Annotated in this window: 16 protein-coding genes; 13 read left to right on the top strand and 3 right to left on the bottom strand. The window is 50.6% G+C overall.

Annotation, left to right across the window (positions count from 1 at the left end; translation table 11 throughout):
- Positions 1-160 precede the first annotated feature (160 nt).
- The 10 genes from ACFCTO_RS00825 (at position 161) to ACFCTO_RS00870 (ending at position 12952) form a co-directional block, all read left to right on the top strand.
- Complete coding sequence (locus ACFCTO_RS00825) at positions 161-1384, top strand: aspartate kinase (protein ID WP_298677564.1); 1224 nt, start codon at positions 161-163, stop codon at positions 1382-1384.
- Between the two features lie 9 nt (positions 1385-1393).
- Positions 1394-1693: a hypothetical protein gene (locus ACFCTO_RS00830; protein ID WP_020723737.1), complete on the top strand. Its 300-nt coding sequence runs from the start codon at positions 1394-1396 to the stop codon at positions 1691-1693.
- 396 nt (positions 1694-2089) lie between these two features.
- On the top strand, positions 2090-2455 hold the full coding sequence (acpS, locus tag ACFCTO_RS00835) for a holo-ACP synthase (RefSeq protein ID WP_337466044.1): 366 nt from the start codon (positions 2090-2092) through the stop codon (positions 2453-2455).
- A gap of 805 nt (positions 2456-3260) precedes the next feature.
- Positions 3261-4913 (top strand): NAD(P)H-hydrate dehydratase, encoded by a 1653-nt coding sequence (locus ACFCTO_RS00840; RefSeq protein WP_444321402.1) that lies wholly within the window; start codon positions 3261-3263, stop codon positions 4911-4913.
- A gap of 1 nt (position 4914) precedes the next feature.
- Positions 4915-5847 (top strand): ComEC/Rec2 family competence protein, encoded by a 933-nt coding sequence (locus tag ACFCTO_RS00845; protein ID WP_292262590.1) that lies wholly within the window; start codon positions 4915-4917, stop codon positions 5845-5847.
- Position 5848: 1 nt separating this feature from the next.
- Positions 5849-6067, top strand: coding sequence for a DUF3006 family protein (locus ACFCTO_RS00850; RefSeq protein ID WP_020310910.1), 219 nt, complete (start codon positions 5849-5851; stop codon positions 6065-6067).
- Positions 6068-6653: 586 nt separating this feature from the next.
- Positions 6654-7613, top strand: a complete 960-nt coding sequence (locus ACFCTO_RS00855) for a hypothetical protein (protein WP_294023894.1) — start codon at positions 6654-6656, stop codon at positions 7611-7613.
- 695 nt (positions 7614-8308) lie between these two features.
- A complete protein-coding gene (locus tag ACFCTO_RS00860) occupies positions 8309-9370 on the top strand; it encodes a protein tyrosine phosphatase (protein WP_499876181.1) in 1062 nt (353 codons plus the stop codon).
- A 375-nt stretch (positions 9371-9745) separates the two neighbouring features.
- Positions 9746-11137 carry an S-layer homology domain-containing protein gene (locus tag ACFCTO_RS00865; protein WP_499876182.1) on the top strand — a complete coding sequence of 464 codons (1392 nt, stop codon included), beginning with the start codon at positions 9746-9748 and terminating at the stop codon, positions 11135-11137.
- A 474-nt stretch (positions 11138-11611) separates the two neighbouring features.
- Positions 11612-12952: an S-layer homology domain-containing protein gene (locus ACFCTO_RS00870; protein ID WP_499876183.1), complete on the top strand. Its 1341-nt coding sequence runs from the start codon at positions 11612-11614 to the stop codon at positions 12950-12952.
- Positions 12953-13719: 767 nt separating this feature from the next.
- Here the strand turns inward: ACFCTO_RS00870 and ACFCTO_RS00875 are convergent.
- Together ACFCTO_RS00875 and ACFCTO_RS00880 are read right to left on the bottom strand one after the other, a co-directional pair.
- The gene (locus tag ACFCTO_RS00875; RefSeq protein ID WP_481325404.1) at positions 13720-13950 is read right to left on the bottom strand and encodes a type II toxin-antitoxin system MqsA family antitoxin; all 231 of its coding nucleotides are present in this window, start codon (positions 13948-13950) and stop codon (positions 13720-13722) included.
- Positions 13951-13956: 6 nt separating this feature from the next.
- Positions 13957-14091, bottom strand: a complete 135-nt coding sequence (locus tag ACFCTO_RS00880; RefSeq protein WP_368043719.1) for a DUF4258 domain-containing protein — start codon at positions 14089-14091, stop codon at positions 13957-13959.
- Positions 14092-14507: 416 nt separating this feature from the next.
- Between ACFCTO_RS00880 and ACFCTO_RS00885 the strand changes: the two genes are divergently transcribed.
- The 3 genes from ACFCTO_RS00885 (at position 14508) to hpf (ending at position 16273) form a co-directional block, all read left to right on the top strand.
- Complete coding sequence (locus tag ACFCTO_RS00885; protein WP_292107498.1) at positions 14508-14780, top strand: DUF4160 domain-containing protein; 273 nt, start codon at positions 14508-14510, stop codon at positions 14778-14780.
- Positions 14781-14784: 4 nt separating this feature from the next.
- Positions 14785-15087: a DUF2442 domain-containing protein gene (locus tag ACFCTO_RS00890; RefSeq protein ID WP_292302429.1), complete on the top strand. Its 303-nt coding sequence runs from the start codon at positions 14785-14787 to the stop codon at positions 15085-15087.
- A gap of 661 nt (positions 15088-15748) precedes the next feature.
- Positions 15749-16273, top strand: coding sequence for a ribosome hibernation-promoting factor, HPF/YfiA family (gene hpf / locus ACFCTO_RS00895; protein WP_499876184.1), 525 nt, complete (start codon positions 15749-15751; stop codon positions 16271-16273).
- A gap of 165 nt (positions 16274-16438) precedes the next feature.
- Here the strand turns inward: hpf and putP are convergent, their stop codons facing one another.
- Positions 16439-17944, bottom strand: coding sequence for a sodium/proline symporter PutP (gene putP, locus ACFCTO_RS00900; RefSeq protein ID WP_499876185.1), 1506 nt, complete (start codon positions 17942-17944; stop codon positions 16439-16441).
- Positions 17945-18088: the final 144 nt, after the last annotated feature.

Below are 18088 nucleotides of genomic sequence, written 5' to 3' on the forward strand. Positions count from 1 at the left end.
CCTGCGAACTGCGGCCTGCGGGCCTTTAGGCCCTACAAGCCCTTTACATTTCCCCTTGTCCATGATATCATTTCAATAAGTGGTTTCAGATGGTAATAAACCATAATAATGAATTACCATGATAATGAATACTTAAACAAACAAAAGCGAGGGATTTAAGTTGGCATTAATCGTTAAGAAGTTCGGCGGCAGCTCCGTTGCGACACCGGACAAAATGCGGGCTATTGTACAACGAGTCTTAAAAGGCAAAAAGCCTGAAGACAAAATCGTCATCGTTGTTTCGGCAATGGGGGATACTACCGACGATTTAGTGACATTAGCAAAGCAGATTACCTCTAAGACTTACGGCCGTGAAATGGATATGCTCCTGACGACGGGCGAACAGGTCTCCATCGCCCTCATGGCTATGGCTTTCCAGGAAGCCGGCCAGAAGGCTATTTCCTTTACCGGTGCTCAGGCCGGCATCAAGACCAGCGATGCCTTTAACAAAGGCCGTATCTTGGCATTGAAACCGGGCCGCATCATGAAAGCGCTGGATCAGGGCAATATCGTCGTCGTCGCTGGCTTCCAGGGCATTACGGGCCATGGCGATATCACGACGCTGGGCCGCGGCGGTTCCGATACGACAGCCGTTGCCATTGCCGGTGCCATCCATGCTGATGTTTGTGAAATCTATACCGACGTTGACGGCGTATACACGTCCGATCCCCGTGTCGTTCCCAATGCAAGGAAAATCGAACAGATTACATACGGCGAAATGCTGGAAATGGCGAAACTCGGCGCCGGTGTCATGCAGCCCCGTGCCGTCGAAATGGGCAGCCGCTTCGGCGTCCCCATCCATGTACGCTCGACTTTTTCTGAAGATGAAGGAACTATGATACAGGAGGATTGCTCTATGGAAGTCAAACAGTATCTCATCCGCGGCGTCGCTTCGGATAAAAATGTTGCAAAAATCACCGTTTTAGGGATTCCCAATAAACCGGGCTTCGCTTATCGCGTTTTCGCTGAATTGGCAGAAAAACACGTCGACGTCGACATGATCGTCCAGAGTGTCCGCATTGCCAACGAAGGCGTAACGGATATTACCTTTACCATTGCCCGTACGGACCTGGAACAGGCCAAAGCTGTCTTTGCCAATCTGCGCAAGGAAATGCCTGTCGAAGATATCCTCATCGATGATAAGATGGCTAAAGTTTCTGTCGTCGGTGCTGGCATGGCCGGTCATCCGGGCATCGCTGCCGGCATGTTCGGTGTCCTCGGCGATAACGGCATCAATATCGAAATCATTTCCACTTCGGAAATCAGCATCACCTGCCTGATTGCAGAAGATGTCATCGACAAAGCCGTCAAAGCTATCCACGCGCACTTCTTCGACGAAGACTGAGGGGGATACATGTCTGTATTGGATAGCTTTACAGAAGAGATGTTGCAGTCTGAACTGCCCAAACGGGTCATCCTCGAACGCCTGACCCATGGCCTGGAAGTAGAAAAGCCGCCGCAGTTTGCCATTCCGGCTCCCAAATACACCTTTGAGACCAATCTGCACGGCTTCCGTTACGACTATCAACATCAGACCGTCACCATTTCCTATAAAGTAGCCCACGGCCTTCATGACGATATGACCGTATCCTTTATGACTTTCCGGGTCATCCTGGAAGGATTGGGCGTTTGTATCCGAATGCAGAAGTGGTAGTGAAATACAGAGGGGGTTGTCGCCAATGCGGCAGCCTCCTTTTTGTGGTGAAGGAGGGGAAACGCCGTTCGCAGGCCGCAGATGGCAGGCCGCAACGGCTCCCCTGATAGGGGAGCTGTCAGCGAATCTGACTGAGAGGTTGATTTTCTGTCAAATAGCATCGCCGTCCGCTCGGACTCAGATGCGAAGTTCTGCCGTGACAGACTTATGAAAAAAACGCCGTTCGCAGGCCGCAGATGGCCGGCCGCAGATGGCCGGCCGCAATGGCTCCCCTGATAGGGGAGCTGTCAGCGAAGCTGACTGAGAGGTTGAGAGGCATGCGTAGGAGCCGCCAGGCCCCAAAAACTCGACGAACGATGACGTGGGCCGTCAGGCCCAAAAAGGAGGGGAAATGCGATGCACTGCGGAACCGATATCGTACAAATCAGCCGTATAGCGGACATGGCCGCCCGTCACGGCCGTTCTCTGGGCCGCTTTTTTACGGAACAGGAACTGGCTTATTGTCAGCGGAACGATGGTACCTGGCGGGCTGAATCGCTGGCCGGTATCTTTGCTGCCAAAGAGGCTTTGTTCAAGGCCTTGGGGACCGGTTTCCGCCAGGGAAAATGGACGGACGTCGAAGTCTGCCATGACTCGTTGGGAGCTCCGTATTATCAGTTCTATGGCTATTATGCCCAGGCCGTGGGCCAGGATGGCCAGCTGCCGTCCCTGTCCATCGCCCACGACGGCGATTACGCCATTGCCTTCACCGTGTTAGGGTAGAAAAAAAACGCAGTCCGCAGACCGCAGATGGCCGGCCGCAATGGCTCCCTTGATAGGGGAGCTGTCAGCGAAGCTGACTGAGAGGTCGATTTTCTGTCAAATAGCATCGCCGTCCGCTCGGACTCAGATGCGAAGTTCTGCCGCGACAGACTTATGAAATAAACGCAGTTCGCAGGCCGCAGATGGCCGGCCGCAACGGCTCCCTTGATAGGGGAGCTGTCAGCAAAGCTGACTGAGAGGTTGATTTTCTGTCAAATAGTATCGCCGTCCGCTCGGACTCATATGCGAAGTTCTGCCGCGACAGACTTATGAAAAAAACGCAGTCTGCAGACCGCAGATGGCCGGCCGCAATGGCTCCCCTGATAGGGGAGCTGTCAGCAAAGCTGACTGAGAGGTTGATTTTCTGTCGAATAGCATCGCCGTCCGCTCGGACTCAGATGCGAAGTTCTGCCGCGATAGACTTATGAAATAAACGCCGTCCGCAGGCCGCAGATGGCCGGCTGCAATGGCTTCCCTGATAGGGGAGCTGTCAGCTGGAGCTGACTGAGAGGTTGATTGGCTGTCAGATAGTGCCGCTGTGAGGTTCAACCATAGCCCTTTCTTGTTTAATGGCGGGGTTTTACGAGCCACGAACTACGAGCCACGAGCCACGGCTTTTTCCATGAGCCGAGGGCTTCCCGAGGCGATGTCGTTCCTTTGAGTTTGTCGCCGCGCAGCGGCATTTGAGTCCATGGCGGCCTGAGATGGCGGGGCCGTCAGGCCCCTTTACACGTGCCCTTTTCAATAAAAATAGGAGAGAATTACTATGCAAAAAGTTACTACTGCCGCTCAGATGCGGAATATGGATCGGATAGCTATGCATGGCATATATGCCATTGCGCCGGCTGTCCTCATGGAAAATGCCGGCCATGCCGTTGCCGAACGGGCCGGTGCCTGGCTGGAAGGCTGGGATGGCAAGGATGTCGTCCTCTTTTGCGGCAAAGGCAATAACGGCGGCGACGGCTTCGTCATTGCCCGCCACATCTTAGCCGCCGGGGCCAGAGCCTATGTCTATGTCCTCGGGGAAGAAGCCGACTATAGCGATGAAGCGCGTCAGCACCTGCATACGCTGCAGCAGCTGGCCGACGATGAAACGTGCCTGCTCTTGCCGGCGCCGCAGTCGGAAGCTGACTGGCAGGTCCTGCAAAAACGGCTCCTCGCCTCTTCTGTCGTCATCGATGCCATGCTGGGGACGGGCTTCCACGGCAGCCTGCGCCAGCCCATTGCCTCTATCGTAGCGGAAGTCAACGCCGCTGCCGCCGCCGGTGCCGTCACGGTCATCGCCGTCGATATGCCGACTGGCGTCAACTCCGATACAGGTGCTGTCAGCAACGGTGACGACGATGAAGACGGCCCGCTCTTTGCCGATATGACCGTCACCTTTGGTGCCCTCAAACGGGGCCTGGTCCTCTATCCCGGCCGGGCTTGTGCCGGCCACGTTGAAGTCGACCCCATCGGCATGCCTGGTCCGTTGCTCATGCAGCTCGAAGAAGACCCGGCTTATTTGCTGCAGGAATCGGATATCGCTGAAATCGTCGTGCCCCGCAGCCCGGACAGCCATAAAGGGACTCACGGTACCATCGCTATCGTCACCGGCAGCATCCAGATGGCCGGAGCCGCCCTCATGGCCGCTCATGGAGCCGTCCGCAGCGGGGCCGGCAAGGTCTTCCTCCGCGTGCCCGGTGCGACGGCGCCGTACTGCATCGGCGCCCAGCCGGAAATCATGGTCCGCGGCGTCGGTACTGGCGACCACTTCACTGCTGCTGATGCCGATGAAATCATTGCTGAAAGCAAGAATTGGTCCGTCCTGGCCATGGGCCCCGGCATGGGCCGCGACGCCGGGACGAAAGAATTTCTCCTGAAAGTCCTGGCCGCTGTGGATTGCCCTGTCGTCCTCGATGCCGATGCCCTCAACCTGCTGGCCGGAGAAAAGGCCCTCATCGCTTCGCGGGGCAGCCGGATTATCATGACGCCGCACTTGGCCGAATTTTCTCGCCTCAGCGGCCTGTCCATGACGGAAATCAAAGCGGACCCCATTGCGGCAGCCCGTCATTTTGCCTCGGAATGGAAAGTCAACCTCGTCCTCAAAGGGGCGCCGACGCTCATCGTTTCGGCCCGGACGGGGAACGTCTACATCAACTCCACGGGCAATGCCGGCATGGCCTGTGGCGGCATGGGGGACGTCCTGACCGGCATGATTGCCGCCATGACGGCCCATCAGGGCATGAGCGATTTGTGCAGTGCCGCCTGTGCCGGTGTCTATCTCCACGGATCAGCCGGCGATGCCTGCCGCAAAGCCCGCGGCCCCTATGGCTTTACGCCCATGGAAACAGCCGATGCCCTTCCCGGCGTCCTGGCTTCTTTAGAAGAAGATTTGGCCCTGCCCATTTTGCAGCAGCCCTTGATTGGAGGAAAATAAATTGAAAAAAAGAAAACTCTTTACCGCCGCCCTGGCCCTGGTCATGAGCTTCATGCTCGTCCTGGCCGGCTGTGGCAACAGTGCGTCGTCCAGCTCGTCTGGTGGGGCCAAGGCCGTCCAGTCCCTGAGTGCCTCTGACAAGGACCTGCGCATATCCGTCCTCAACGTCGGTCAGGCCGATGCGACGCTCATCCAGTATAAAGGCAAGAATATGCTCATCGATACAGGCGAAGTCGACAGCCGGGCCGATTTGGTCAAACAGCTCAAGGAACGCAAGGTCAAGGATATCGACATCATCGTCATCACTCATCCCCACGGCGACCACCTGGGCGGCATGGCGGAACTGTTCAAGGACTTCAAAATCAAGCAGATCTATGACAATGGCCAGAGTGCCAATACGGCCATGTACCGCAATTACCTGAAGAACATCAAGGCCAAGAATATTGCTTATAAGACCTTGAAAAAGGGCGATACCTTCACCCTGGGCGATGACGTTACCTTTACCGTCCTGTCGCCGGGCAAGCCTTTCACTAAAGAAAATACCCAGGGCGTTTCTGAAAGCGGCCTGACCAATGACAATTCCATCGTCTGCAAGATGACCTATGGCCAGTTCTCTATGATGTTTACTGGCGATGCCCAGAAAGAAGTCGAAGAAAAGATCCTCAAGGACTATAAACCAGCTGACCTCAAATCGGACGTCCTCAAAGTCGGCCATCACGGCAGCAAGACCTCGTCGTCCGACGCCTTCGTCAAAGCCGTAGCCCCGAAAGCGGCAACCATTTCCTGCGCCGCCGGCAACCAGTACAAGTTCCCGCACGAACCGACGCTGAAGACCTTGCAGAAATACAACGTCGAAGTCTATCGTACCGACCGCAACGGCGTCATCACCATTACCACCGACGGCTCGTCATACAGCATCGAAAAGGAGCATTGATATGAAAAAAGAACTCGTCGGCAGCATCGACCGCATAACCGAACAGACAGCCTACATCATCCTCAACGACGATGAACACGAACTCCAGTTCCCACTGGAACTCTTGCCAGACGGCGCCGATGAAGGCATGGCCTTCACTATCACCATCGAACGCAACGAGGAAGAAGAAAAACGACTGGCCGAAGAAATCGAGGCCTTGAAAGAAGGCCTCTCCCAATAGGGAGAGGTTTTCTTTTTAAGCCATTGGCTCTCTTCATAGGAGAGCTGTCAGCGAAGCTGACTGAGAGGTTGAAGTAGGGAAAAGAACGCAGACCGCAGGCCGCAGATGGCAGACCGTCGCGGTCCTGCGGACCGAAAAAAATACACGGCCAGCGGCCGAATTGTAGGGGCTTCCCGTGAGAAGCCCGCCAGAGAGATTTCATCACATCCCATTCGAGTATAATGGCAAGCTTTTACGAGCCACGAGCTACAAATCACGAGCCACGGCTCTTTCCTCGGACTCAGATGCGGCGTTCCGCCATGACAGGCTCAAACCAACAACGACGCTTCGGGAAACCCTCAGCGCGTAGGGGGTATCAGTTCTAAAATTCGATGAACGAACTGCGACCTACGATGAACGGATTTTCGCCTGGCCGCTAGGCCCCAATTTACATTAACGATTCCTTAAGTTTTCGGAAATTCGATTAAAAAACGATTAGAATTTCTGTTTGCCCCTGTTTTGTGGTGTATCATGGAATCATGAGCCGCTCTATTGCGGAGCGGGAACGATTATTATACAATAAAAATGAATCTGGAGGTGTGATGTCATGTCCGATTCGGCACAACAGGCCAAGGCGCAAAAGAAAGCGTATGACGAGGCGTGCAAGCGGGTCCTTTCAGAGCGGGGCATTATGGCCCATATCCTGAAGGCCTGCACGGAAGAATTCAAGGATTGTGATTTGCAGGATATTGCCCAACGCTATATCCAGGGTGAACTGAGCATCAGTCGCATTGCGGTGGAACTGGAAGCTATTTCGCCACGCATCGAGAGTGAGCAGACAGAAGACAAAGCCAGCGCAGAAGGAACGGTCTATTACGATATCCGGTTCCATGCCGTAGCTCCCGGGGATGGAAAACTCATCCAGCTCATCATCAACTTGGAAGCGCAGAACGATTTCAATCCGGGCTATCCCTTGTTGAAGCGAGCTGTCTATTATTGCGGACGCATGATTTCCAGTCAGTATGGGACAGTCTTTGTGAAATCTCATTACGAAAAAATCCAGAAGGTCTATTCCATCTGGATTTGCACGATGCCAACGAAAAAATGGGAGTACAATATTTCAAGGTATCGTCTCACGGAAGACCATTTAATTGGTCATACACAGGCCGAACGAAGTCATTATGATTTGATCAGTATCGTCCTGGTCTGTCTGGGAAGCAAGAGCTATAAACAGTTAAAAGGTATCCTGCGGCTGCTAAACATGCTGCTCTTAGATAACATGGGTTCCCAAGAAAAGCAGGAATTGCTAGCAAAAGAATTTAACGTAACGGTAACGCCGCACTTGGAGAAAGGAGTGGCAACAATGTGTAACTTGAGCGAAGGTATTGAACGGCGTGGCGAAAAACGCGGACGTAAACTAGGCGAAAAACGTGGTTGGAATTTAGGGAAGCAGGACGATGTACTGGAAATGCTGAAAGATGGCGTACCTTTTGAAAAAATTGCTCAGTATACCAAGCTATCCCTGGAAGTTATTGCTGATATCGCGAAGAAAAATAAATTGATTTAATTTTCGTGAAAAAACTTTTTAAAAATATGGCATTTAGCCGATAGGGAAGGGACTGTTGCTTGAAAGCATAGACTATCATGCGCAGTCCTTTCTCAGATTCAAATGCGGCGTTGCCGCGACAAACTTATGGAATAAACGCAGTTTGCCGGCCGCAGCTGGCAGACCACAAAAATAGCCCCAATCGGGGGCATTCGTAGGGGCTGTCCCGAAAGCCTTTTTGGCCCGTCAGGTGCCGACTAATAGGAGGCGCAGGACGGCTGCTCAAACGGACAGCTGTGGCTGGGCAGCCCGCTGCAATATTTAGCCACAGCCTATCCTGGTATAATAGGTAAGTCTGTAGGGGCTTCCACGTGGGAAGCCCGCTAGAGAGATTTGACCACAGCCCATTTGAGTATAATAGCAGACTTTTTACGAGCCACGAACGACGAGCCACGAGCCACTATTTTTTCACGAGCCGAGGGTCACTCGAGATGATGTATTCAATTTGAATTTGTTGCCTTGAGTCCAAGGCGGCCAGCGGGGCCGTCAGGCCCGAAATTCGATGAACGACGAACGACATACGATGAACGAAAAAATGCGGCGGTCTGCAAACGGCGACCGGCGGGGCCGTTAGGCCCCTTATATATATTCCCTAACACGTTTTACTAAACACACATAATGCATGAAAATAAATAATTACTACAGGAGGTAATTTTATGATTGGGTATAAAAAAATCGCAGTCATCTTGGCCGTTTTTTCGGCTATGGGGATGGCTGTTCAAGGTCAGGGAAATGGCGACAGTATCGCGCTTTCTCAAGGTGTACGAACTCCCTTGCCAGCTTTGGCGCCGATGGCGTATCGCGGTCATTTCTGGCGTATTGATGCGGAAAATAATGCCTCGCTGCCTCGTAATTTCCGCACTTGTCAATCGCCTTTTCATGCGGTAGAACATAAATATGCATCGGAAGTCGATGCGTCTTATGTTCCGTCCCGGAAGGGCTTGGATGACCTGCGTATTTCCGGGTCCGGCCAGTTTTCGGCCCGCCAGTTCGACGCCCTCATCCATGAGCTGCGGAAAAAGACCAAGGGTCCTATTTATGACGTCGACTTGCGCCAGGAGTCACACGGCTTTTTTGACGGCACGGCCGTCAGCTGGTATGGCCGTCACGATTGGGGAAATATAGGAAAGTCCCAAGCCGAGGTTCTCATCGATGAACAGCAGCGCTTGCAGGCCGCTTTGGGGACAGACGTCACGGTCTACGACCAGGGGAAAGGCGATTTGCCCGTTCACCCTCAGATTATGACCGTACGACGCGTCCAGACGGAACAGGAACTGGCAGAAAGCAAGGGCGTCCACTACGTCCGCCTGGCCAATACGGACCATCTCTGGCCGACGCCGGGCGAAATCGACGCCTTCCTAGTTTTCGTCCGCACTTTGCCAGACGATGCCTGGCTCCATTTCCATTGCGAAGCCGGAGCCGGCCGGACGACGGCTTACATGGTCATGTACGATATGATAAAGAATCCCGACGTACCTTATCGGGATATCGTCTATCGCCAGTATGAAATCGGCGGCAACTACACGCCACATGACGTATCCCGTCCCAAACGAGGCGATTGGAAAGGCCCGTATTATCATGAAAAACACGAAATGGTGTCATTATTTTATCAGTATGTACAGGACCAGACGAAACAGGGATGGAGCCAGTCATGGTCACAATGGTTGCAGAATAAAAGAATGAGAGTCAATAACGTTTATAACGATAACGACATATAAAACGACAAGAACTGTATAAATAACCATTTACAAAATTTTTATGCAAAAATAAGCTTTAGGGAATCAAAAAATAAGATTAAAAAATGGAAGCTGAATGGCGCTGTTAAGCCAATCTTTATTTTGCTAAAACTGAGTTACAGATATGGAGTTTTGACAAACTTCAGGAAAAGTTGTATAATAATCGCAACAGGTGTGGTGCGGATGCAGGCAACACCTGCGGAAAGAGCAAAAAAACAGTACCTTTTTCAAGGCAGTAAAAGAGAGGAAACTAGGACAACTCGCCAATGAACCCTTGGAAAAAATACGTTTCGGTGCTCGCTAGTAACGGTGTAAGACTTTACGAAACTTATTTTTATTGGAAAAGGGGTAATTCTCATGAAATCCAAAGTATTAGCAGCTCTCGTAGCAACTATGGCTGTTGGCGCAACCTGCGCATTCGCAGCTAACCCGTTCGTCGACGTACCGTCCGACAGCTGGGCTTACAAATCCGTCGTAGAATTGGCTGACGCTGGTATCATCCAGGGCGTTGACGGCCAGTACTTCCAGGGCAACCGTAACATCACCCGTTACGAAGCCGCTGAAATGGTCGCAAAAGCTATGGCTCACATGGACAAAGCTTCTGTCGAACAGCGCGCCCTCATCAACAAACTGGCTGACGAATATGCTGACGAACTCAACAACCTCGGCGTTCGCGTAAGCGCTTTGGAAAACCGCGTTGGCAACGTTAAATTGACCGGTGACGCTCGTATCCGTTACATCAACCAGGGCGGCGATGATCAGAAAACCGATAAACATGATGGAACGACTACTGACCACAAGGTTAAAAACGATGATTCTTGGACTTATCGTGTCCGCGTTCGTGCCAATGCTCAGGTCAACGACCGTACGAAAGTCGTCTATGGTATCAGCACCAACAATGTAAGCTTCGCTGATAACACGACTGCTAGCAATAGCAAAAATGACAATATCTTCACTGACCGTGCTTATGTTGACTACAACTTCGGCGGCAATAACTGGGATTTGATGGTTGGCCGCTATGAATACGACATGGGCGGTGACCGTGGCTATGGCTTCCTCTATGGCGATAACTTTGATGGCGCTCAATTGAAGTACCAGAATGACAAGTTCGCTGCTACGGCTGGTTATGGTAAATTCAAAGAAGGCATCATCGGTGGCAATACAGCTGTTGGTGCTTGGTGGAAAGATGAAAATGGCAACTTTGAAAACAAAGTATCGAATGAAGCTTCAAAAACTGCTTACGGTGAATTGGAAGGCTTCTTCGGCGGCGGCCGCGTAGCTGGTTCTGCAGTAGGGGTATATTATAATAATATTATGCCGCAGAATGATGCTGACAATCTTGACGTTTGGGGTTCTTATGCTAGCGTTAACTTCGGTAAATGGAATGCCTTCGCTAACTATGAAAACTACAAAGATGCTATTGATGGAAAAGACGATGCTGAAGTTTGGATTGGCAAATTAACCTATAACAAGGCTAACTTCGCTACGCCGAAGTCCTGGGATGCTTGGGTCGAATACCTCAATGCTGATGATGCATTTGTTGATGAAGAAGGAAACTTCCTTGGTTCGACTCGCAGCTGGAGAAATGGCAACCTCTTGAACAACGTTAAATCTTGGGGTGTCGGCGTTGACTACACCTTCGCTAAGAACGCTCAGTTCCAGGTAATGCAGTCCTTCGCTTCCAGCGCTAAAGACGGCAACAACGACCCGGGCGAAGAAACACGTGCTCAGTTCGTATTCGTATTCTAATCTCTCCTTTTTTCAGGAAGATTGCAAAAGACCACTCAGAAATGGGTGGTCTTTTTTTATGGATGAATAAAGGGCAATGCCAATTTTCTATGAAATGTTTAACGACATGTGAAATCGATATGGACAACCCCAATAGAGCGAATATAAATGGTATAGCTTTTTTTGCATATGCTAAATTGGCATAATTAGTGAAAGATGGCTTATTTAAGCAGTTTAGTAGCCTTATTTAATGAACTTGTATTTACGAAATTTTGACAAAAGTTACAAAATACGGTATAGTGAAAAAGAACTAGTGTAGTGCATTGCAGGTATACTAGTGAAAAGAGGTACGAAGAAACAGACGGTCTGAGGCAGTAAAAGAGAGGAAACTAGGACAACTCGCCAATGAACCCTCAGAAAATATGTTTCTGTCTCTCGCTTGTAACGGAGTAAGACTTTAGGAAACTTATTTTTATTGGAAAAGGGGTAATCCTCATGAAAACAAAAGTATTAGCAGCTCTCGCAGCAACTATGGCTGTTGGCGCAACCTGTGCTTTCGCAGCTAACCCGTTCGTCGACGTACCGTCCGACAGCTGGGCTTACAAATCCGTCGTAGAATTGGCTGACGCCGGCATCATCCAGGGCGTTGACGGCCAGTACTTCCAGGGCAACCGTAACATTACCCGTTACGAAGCCGCTGAAATGGTCGCAAAAGCTATGGCTCATATGGACAAAGCTTCTGTCGAACAGCGCGCTCTCATCAACAAATTGGCTGACGAATATGCTGACGAACTCAACAACCTCGGCGTTCGCGTAAGCGCTTTGGAAAACCGCGTTGGCAACGTTAAATTGACTGGTGACGCTCGTATCCGTTATATCCACCAGAGCGAAGGCGACAAAGATAAAGCCGGCGAACCGGTTAATGCAGCTACGAAGAACGATGATTCCTGGTCCTACCGTGTCCGCGTCCGCGCTAATGCTCAGGTCAACGACCGCACGAAAGTTACTTATGGTATTAGCACTAATAGCATAAGCTTTGCTGACAATAGCACGGCTAGCGATAGCGATAATAACAATATCTATACGGACTTGGCCAACGTCGATTACAACTTCGGCGGCAACAACTGGGACCTCCTCGTAGGTCGTTATGAATACGACATGGGCAATGGCCACGGCTATGGCTTCCTCTATGGCGATACCTTCGACGGCGCTCAGTTGCAGTATCACAACGACAAATTTGCTGCAACCGCTGGTTATGGTAAATTTAAAGAAGGCTCGATGGCTACGGATACCGATGGTGTCAAGACCGGCTACGGCGAATTAGATGGCTTCTTCGGCGGCGGTCGTGCAGCTGGTTCGGCAGTTGGTGTTTACTACAACGATTATACTGTTGCTGGTGGCAAGGATCGTACCGGTAGCTTTGGCTTTGATGATTCTTGGGGCGCTTATGCTAGTGCTAATTTCGGTAAATGGAATGCCTTGGCTAACTATGAAAAATATAACAATACGGACAGCTCTAAGGACGATCCCGAAGTATGGGTTGGCCGCCTGACCTACGGTGCTGCTAACTTTGCTACGCCGAAATCCTGGGACGCTTGGGTTGAATACCTCAATGCAGACGATGGTTTCGCTGATAATGGCGACTTCATTGGATCCACCTATGGCTGGAGAGAAGGCAGCCTCTTGAACAACGTTAAATCTTGGGGCGCTGGCGTCGACTACACCTTCGCTAAGAACGCTCAGTTCCAGGTAATGCAGTCCTTCGCAACCAGCGCTAAGAAAGGCGATGCTGATCCGGGCGAAGAAACACGTGCTCAGTTCGTATTCGTATTCTAATCTCTCCTTTCACAGGAAGATTACAAAGACCACTCAGAAATGGGTGGTCTTTTTTTGCACAAAAAAGACGCAGGCCACAAAAAAACACGGCCAACGTCCATGTGCGTAGGGGCCGACCTTTTAACCTCTCAGACCGCCTTTGGCGGCCAGCTCCCCTATAAAGGGAGCCTTGTGCGGCCCGCTGCGATATTCGACCACGGCCCATTCGGTTTTAATGGTATGTTTTTTGATTACGAATAACACGCCACGGCCTTTCCTTGGACTCAGATGCGGCGTTCCGCCGCGACAGACTCATGATTGTATTACGACCATGCGCCGTCCGTCATAAATTCCGGATATGCACAGAATTCAGGCGGGCCGCCCGTTGGGACGGCCCCTACGGTATCGCAGCCAGGCGATGAAAAAAGAGCGTGGTCTGCAGGCCACAAAAAATACACGGCCCATGGCCGAACTGTAGGGGCTTCCCGTGCCTTTTCAGTCCGTCAGGTCATGACTGTAAGGAATGGCAAGACGGCTGCTGAAACGGACCGCAGTAGAGGGGAAGCCCGCCAGAGAGATTTCATCACAGCCCATTCGAGTATAATGGCAGGTTTTTACGAGCCACGAACGACGAACCACGAGCCACTATTTTTTCACGAGCCGAGGGTCACTCGAGGCAATGTAGTCAATTTGAGTTTGTTGCCGCGAAGCGGCATCTGAGTCAAAAAAAATAGCTGTCTTCTCATTAAGAGAGACAGTTATTTTTTGAATCGAATACAAAGTTTTTCTTATGCTGCGGAATGATAATTGACTACGGCAATTTCTGTCATTGAATTACGGACGCTGTTTACGATATGTTCCAGCTGTTCGGCTACTTCATCAGTATATGAAGTTTCATCACACTGGGTACATACCTGTGATGGAACATTGCGAACGATGACGATACAATTTCCTAAATCTACCATAAAAGTCGTCAGCTGGTTTTCAATTTTTCCCTTGCACAAAAAGCAGGTCGACATGATATTTCACACCTTTCTCCTTGTAAAAGATGAATCCCACATAGTTTCATCGGGACGATAAGCTGTAATAATCCACAATTTATCATCACCGATTCCGCAGACAACATGCAAAGGTTTATTTAGTGAAGTAATTCCTAAGATTAACCAACATTATCGTATCATATCCCTGTGTTAAAGTACAAGTAATCAGGCTATTGCGTCGGAGATGAGAACAAATAAGAACGCAAGCCGCAGTTCGCCGCGGTCCTGCGGACCGCAAAAATACACGGCCAGTGGCCTTGTGCGTAGGGGCCAACCTGATTAAGGCGTCCCGTTGCGAGATTTCATCACAGCCTTTTCGAGTATAATGGCAGGCTTTTACGATGAACGAAAAAGGATAGTGTCATTATTCTGAATCTGTTGCGCGCAGCAGTATTTAAATTCGACGTAAGTTTCTATTTATGGTGCAGTTATACGGCCATAGAAATGTGTAGGATTTAGTCTTAATTTGCCCTATGTTTTCTAAAGAAATTTGAGTATAATATAAATATAGTTTTGCTTTCAGTATTAGGGATGTGATGATGATGCCTGTAATTAGTATGTTTTTTGGTATTCGTATTACGATTTATTATAATGACCATAATCCACCACATATTCATGCAGAATACGCAGGTAATAAAGCGTTAATTGATATTCAAAATGCTTGTGTTATTCGTGGATTCTTACCAAGCAGGCAATTAAAAATTGTTTTAGCTTGGTGTGTATTGTATCAAGATGAACTTATGCAGAATTGGGAACTGGTTAAAGATGGAAAGGAACCTGTTCCTGTACCGCCAATGAGAAAGGGCTGATTTTATGGATAATTTCATTCCGGAAGTTTTACAGGCTGTTCCCGGTGAAGGTTATTCTATATTTGTGTATTTCAATGATGGAACCGTACGGAAATATGATGCTTCTCGATTAGTTACTCAGCCAGGGGTTTTTCGGAAGTTACAGGATATGGATACATTTCGTTCATGTATGACTGTGTTGAATGGTACTGTCGCTTGGGATTTAGAAGGCAATCGTGATGAAACACGATGCATTGATATTGATCCCTTTACCGTTTATGATTCGCCAGTCGTCAAAGACCCGTTAGAAAGTATGCAGACGGCATAAAATAATACACGACGGCACTATCTTTAAATGAAATGCTGTTGTGCTTTCCTCGGACTCAGATGTGGCTTCGCCACGACAGACTCATGATTGTATTACGACCGAGTGCCACTCGTCATAAATTCTGGCTATGCACGGGATTCGCGACGGGACGCCCTCCGGAACATCCTCCGGGTCGTCCCCTACGGTATCGCATACAGGCGATGGAAATGAGCGCAGATCGCAAAAAAAATACACAGCCAGCGGTCTTGTGCGTAGGGGCCGACCTTTTAACCTCTCAGACCGCCTTTGGCGGCCAGCTCCCCTATAAAGGGAGCCTTGTGCGGCCCGTTGCGAGATTTGGCCATACCTATTCTTGTATGATGGTAGGTTTTTACGAGCCACGAACGACGAGCCACGAGCCACTATTTTTTCACGAGCCGAGGGTTACTCGAGGCGATGTATTCAATTTGAGTTTGTTGCCGCAAAACGGCATCTGAGTCCGAGACGGCCTGCGACCGGCGGGGCCGTCGGCCCCAAAATAAAAAAATTCAAATTTTTTTGTTTTTTTAGAAGGAATTTGCATCCCCGTGTTGAATACTATACATATAAGGGAAGAGACCACAAGGAATGAAAGCCATACATTCTTTAGACAGGATCTCCCCACGAAAGGAAGGGATGTTTTATGGCAACCATCGTTAGAGGTAAAAATTTAGAAATTACACCGGCTCTGAAAGATCACGTTGAAAAACAGGAAAAGAAAGTTACGAAATACTTTGATGACGAAGTCAATGTCCAGGCCCTGCTTTCTGTAGAAAAAGATCGGAAAATCGCTGAAATCACGTTGAAAGTCGACGGTGTCGTTCTCCGCGGCGTCGAAGCCAACGATGATATGTATGCTGCTATCGATTTAGTCTATGATAAACTGGTCCGCCAGATTCATAAATACAAAACAAAAATCGCCCGCCGCATGAAGAAAGGTGCTTTCAATGACGCTCTTGTCGAAGGGCCGGCTGTTCCGGAAGAAACCTTTGAAGTCGCCCGCGTCAAGAAATTCGCCGCTCGTCCGATGGACGTCGAAGAAGCTATCTTGCAGATGAACCTCGTAGGCCACGACTTCTTCGTCTTCCTCAATTCCAAGACCGATACGATTAATGTCGTCTATAAACGGAAACACGGGAAATACGGCCTCATCGAACCGGAATATTAGGGGCTAGCCGTTAGCAAGCTAGCAGTTAGCAACTAGTGAATAAAAAAAGCTGTCGCATTAAGCAGGAATGCATAATGCGACAGCTTTTTTAAGTATTCAGTTTGCAGGAGAGGCAAATAATGGCGGTCTGCGACTGCGACCTGCGGGCTCGACACGTGCGAGCCCCTACTCTTCCTCATTATGGAGGACGCTGATTTTGGGGGTATGGTGGATGGCTTGTTCAAATTCGTCCTGGATTTCCTGGCTCGGTCCGCCGTCGAGTTTGCTGACGATGTAGATGGCGATGAGCGAGAAGAGGAAGCCCGGTACGATTTCATAGAGGCCGAACCAGGCGAACTGTTTCCAGATGAGGACGGTCAGGCCGCCGACGATGATGCCGGCCAGGGCGCCGTTCTTGGTCATGTTCTTCCAGTACAGGGACAGGAGGATGGTCGGGCCGAAGGCGGCACCGAAGCCAGCCCAGGCATAGGAGACCATGGTCAGGATGTAACTGTTCGGGTTGAGGGCCAGGACGATAGCCAGGGCGGCGACGACGAGGACCGTCAGGCGGCTGACGTAGATCAACTCTTTATCGCTGGCGTTCTTGCGGACGAAGGTGTGGTAAAAGTCCTTGGAAATGGCCGATGCCGTGACCAGGAGCTGGGACGAAGCGGTACTCATGATAGCAGCCAGGACGGCGGACAAGATGAGGCCCGATGCAAAGGGCGGGAAGAGATGGCGGCTCATGACCAGGAAGACTTTTTCCGAATCGGCGCCGACTAAGGGGGTCGGGATGATGACTTTGCCTACCAGGCCGACCAGGACGGCAGCGGCCAGGGAGATGACGACCCAGGTCATGGCGATGTGTTTCGATTTCTTCAGTTCCGTCGGGTCGCCGATGGCCATGAAGCGGACCAGGATGTGCGGCTGGCCGAAGTAGCCAATGCCCCAGGCCAGGGCGGAGATGATGCCGATGATGCCTGTCGTCGACGTGTCCGGAGCCATTTCCAGCAGGTTCGGTGCCGTCGTAGCCAATCGGGTCATGACGGCGTCACAGCCGCCGAAGGCAATCATGCCGACCAAGGGGACCAGGACGATGGCCAGGAACATCATGCAGCCCTGGATGAAGTCGGTCCAGCAGACGGCCATGAAGCCGCCCAGGAAGGTGTAGATGACGACGACGCCGGCACTGAGCAGGAGGGCCGAGAAGTAGTCCATGCCGAAAACCGATTCAAAGAGCTTGCCGCCGGAGACGAAGCCCGATGACGTGTATATAAGGAAAAATATAAGGATGAAAATAGCCGAGATGATGCGGATGATATTTTTTTCATCGTGGAAGCGGTTCTTCAAATAGTCCGGCATGGTCAGGCTGTTATTGGCCACTTCGGTATAGTTACGCAGCCGCTGGGAGACGAACTGCCAGTTGAGATACGTGCCGATGGCGATGCCAATGGCAATCCAGGCGGCAGAGATACCTGTAGAATAGGCGAAGCCCGGTACGCCCATGAGCATCCAGCCGCTCATGTCCGACGCTTCGGCACTCATGGAAGTAATCCACGGACCCAGGCTGCGCCCACCGAGGATGTAATCGCTCAGCCGCTGCTGGGACCGGGAATAATAGACGCCAATCGCCAGCATTGCCAGTAAGTAGAGGGCAAAGGCTGTCAATATGGACACATCATATTGCATCATAATGATAAAACCCCTTTCACGTGGTGGATAAATAAATAATAAAATCATTTTAGCATATTCATGCGGCATTGTATATGGGAAAATACCTGTTCTTTCCCAAAGGAATACGTGTATATTTTCTTAAATCCCTTTGAAACGGTTGCA

Source organism: Megasphaera indica (assembly GCF_046614755.1).
GTDB lineage: Bacteria > Bacillota > Negativicutes > Veillonellales > Megasphaeraceae > Megasphaera > Megasphaera intestinihominis.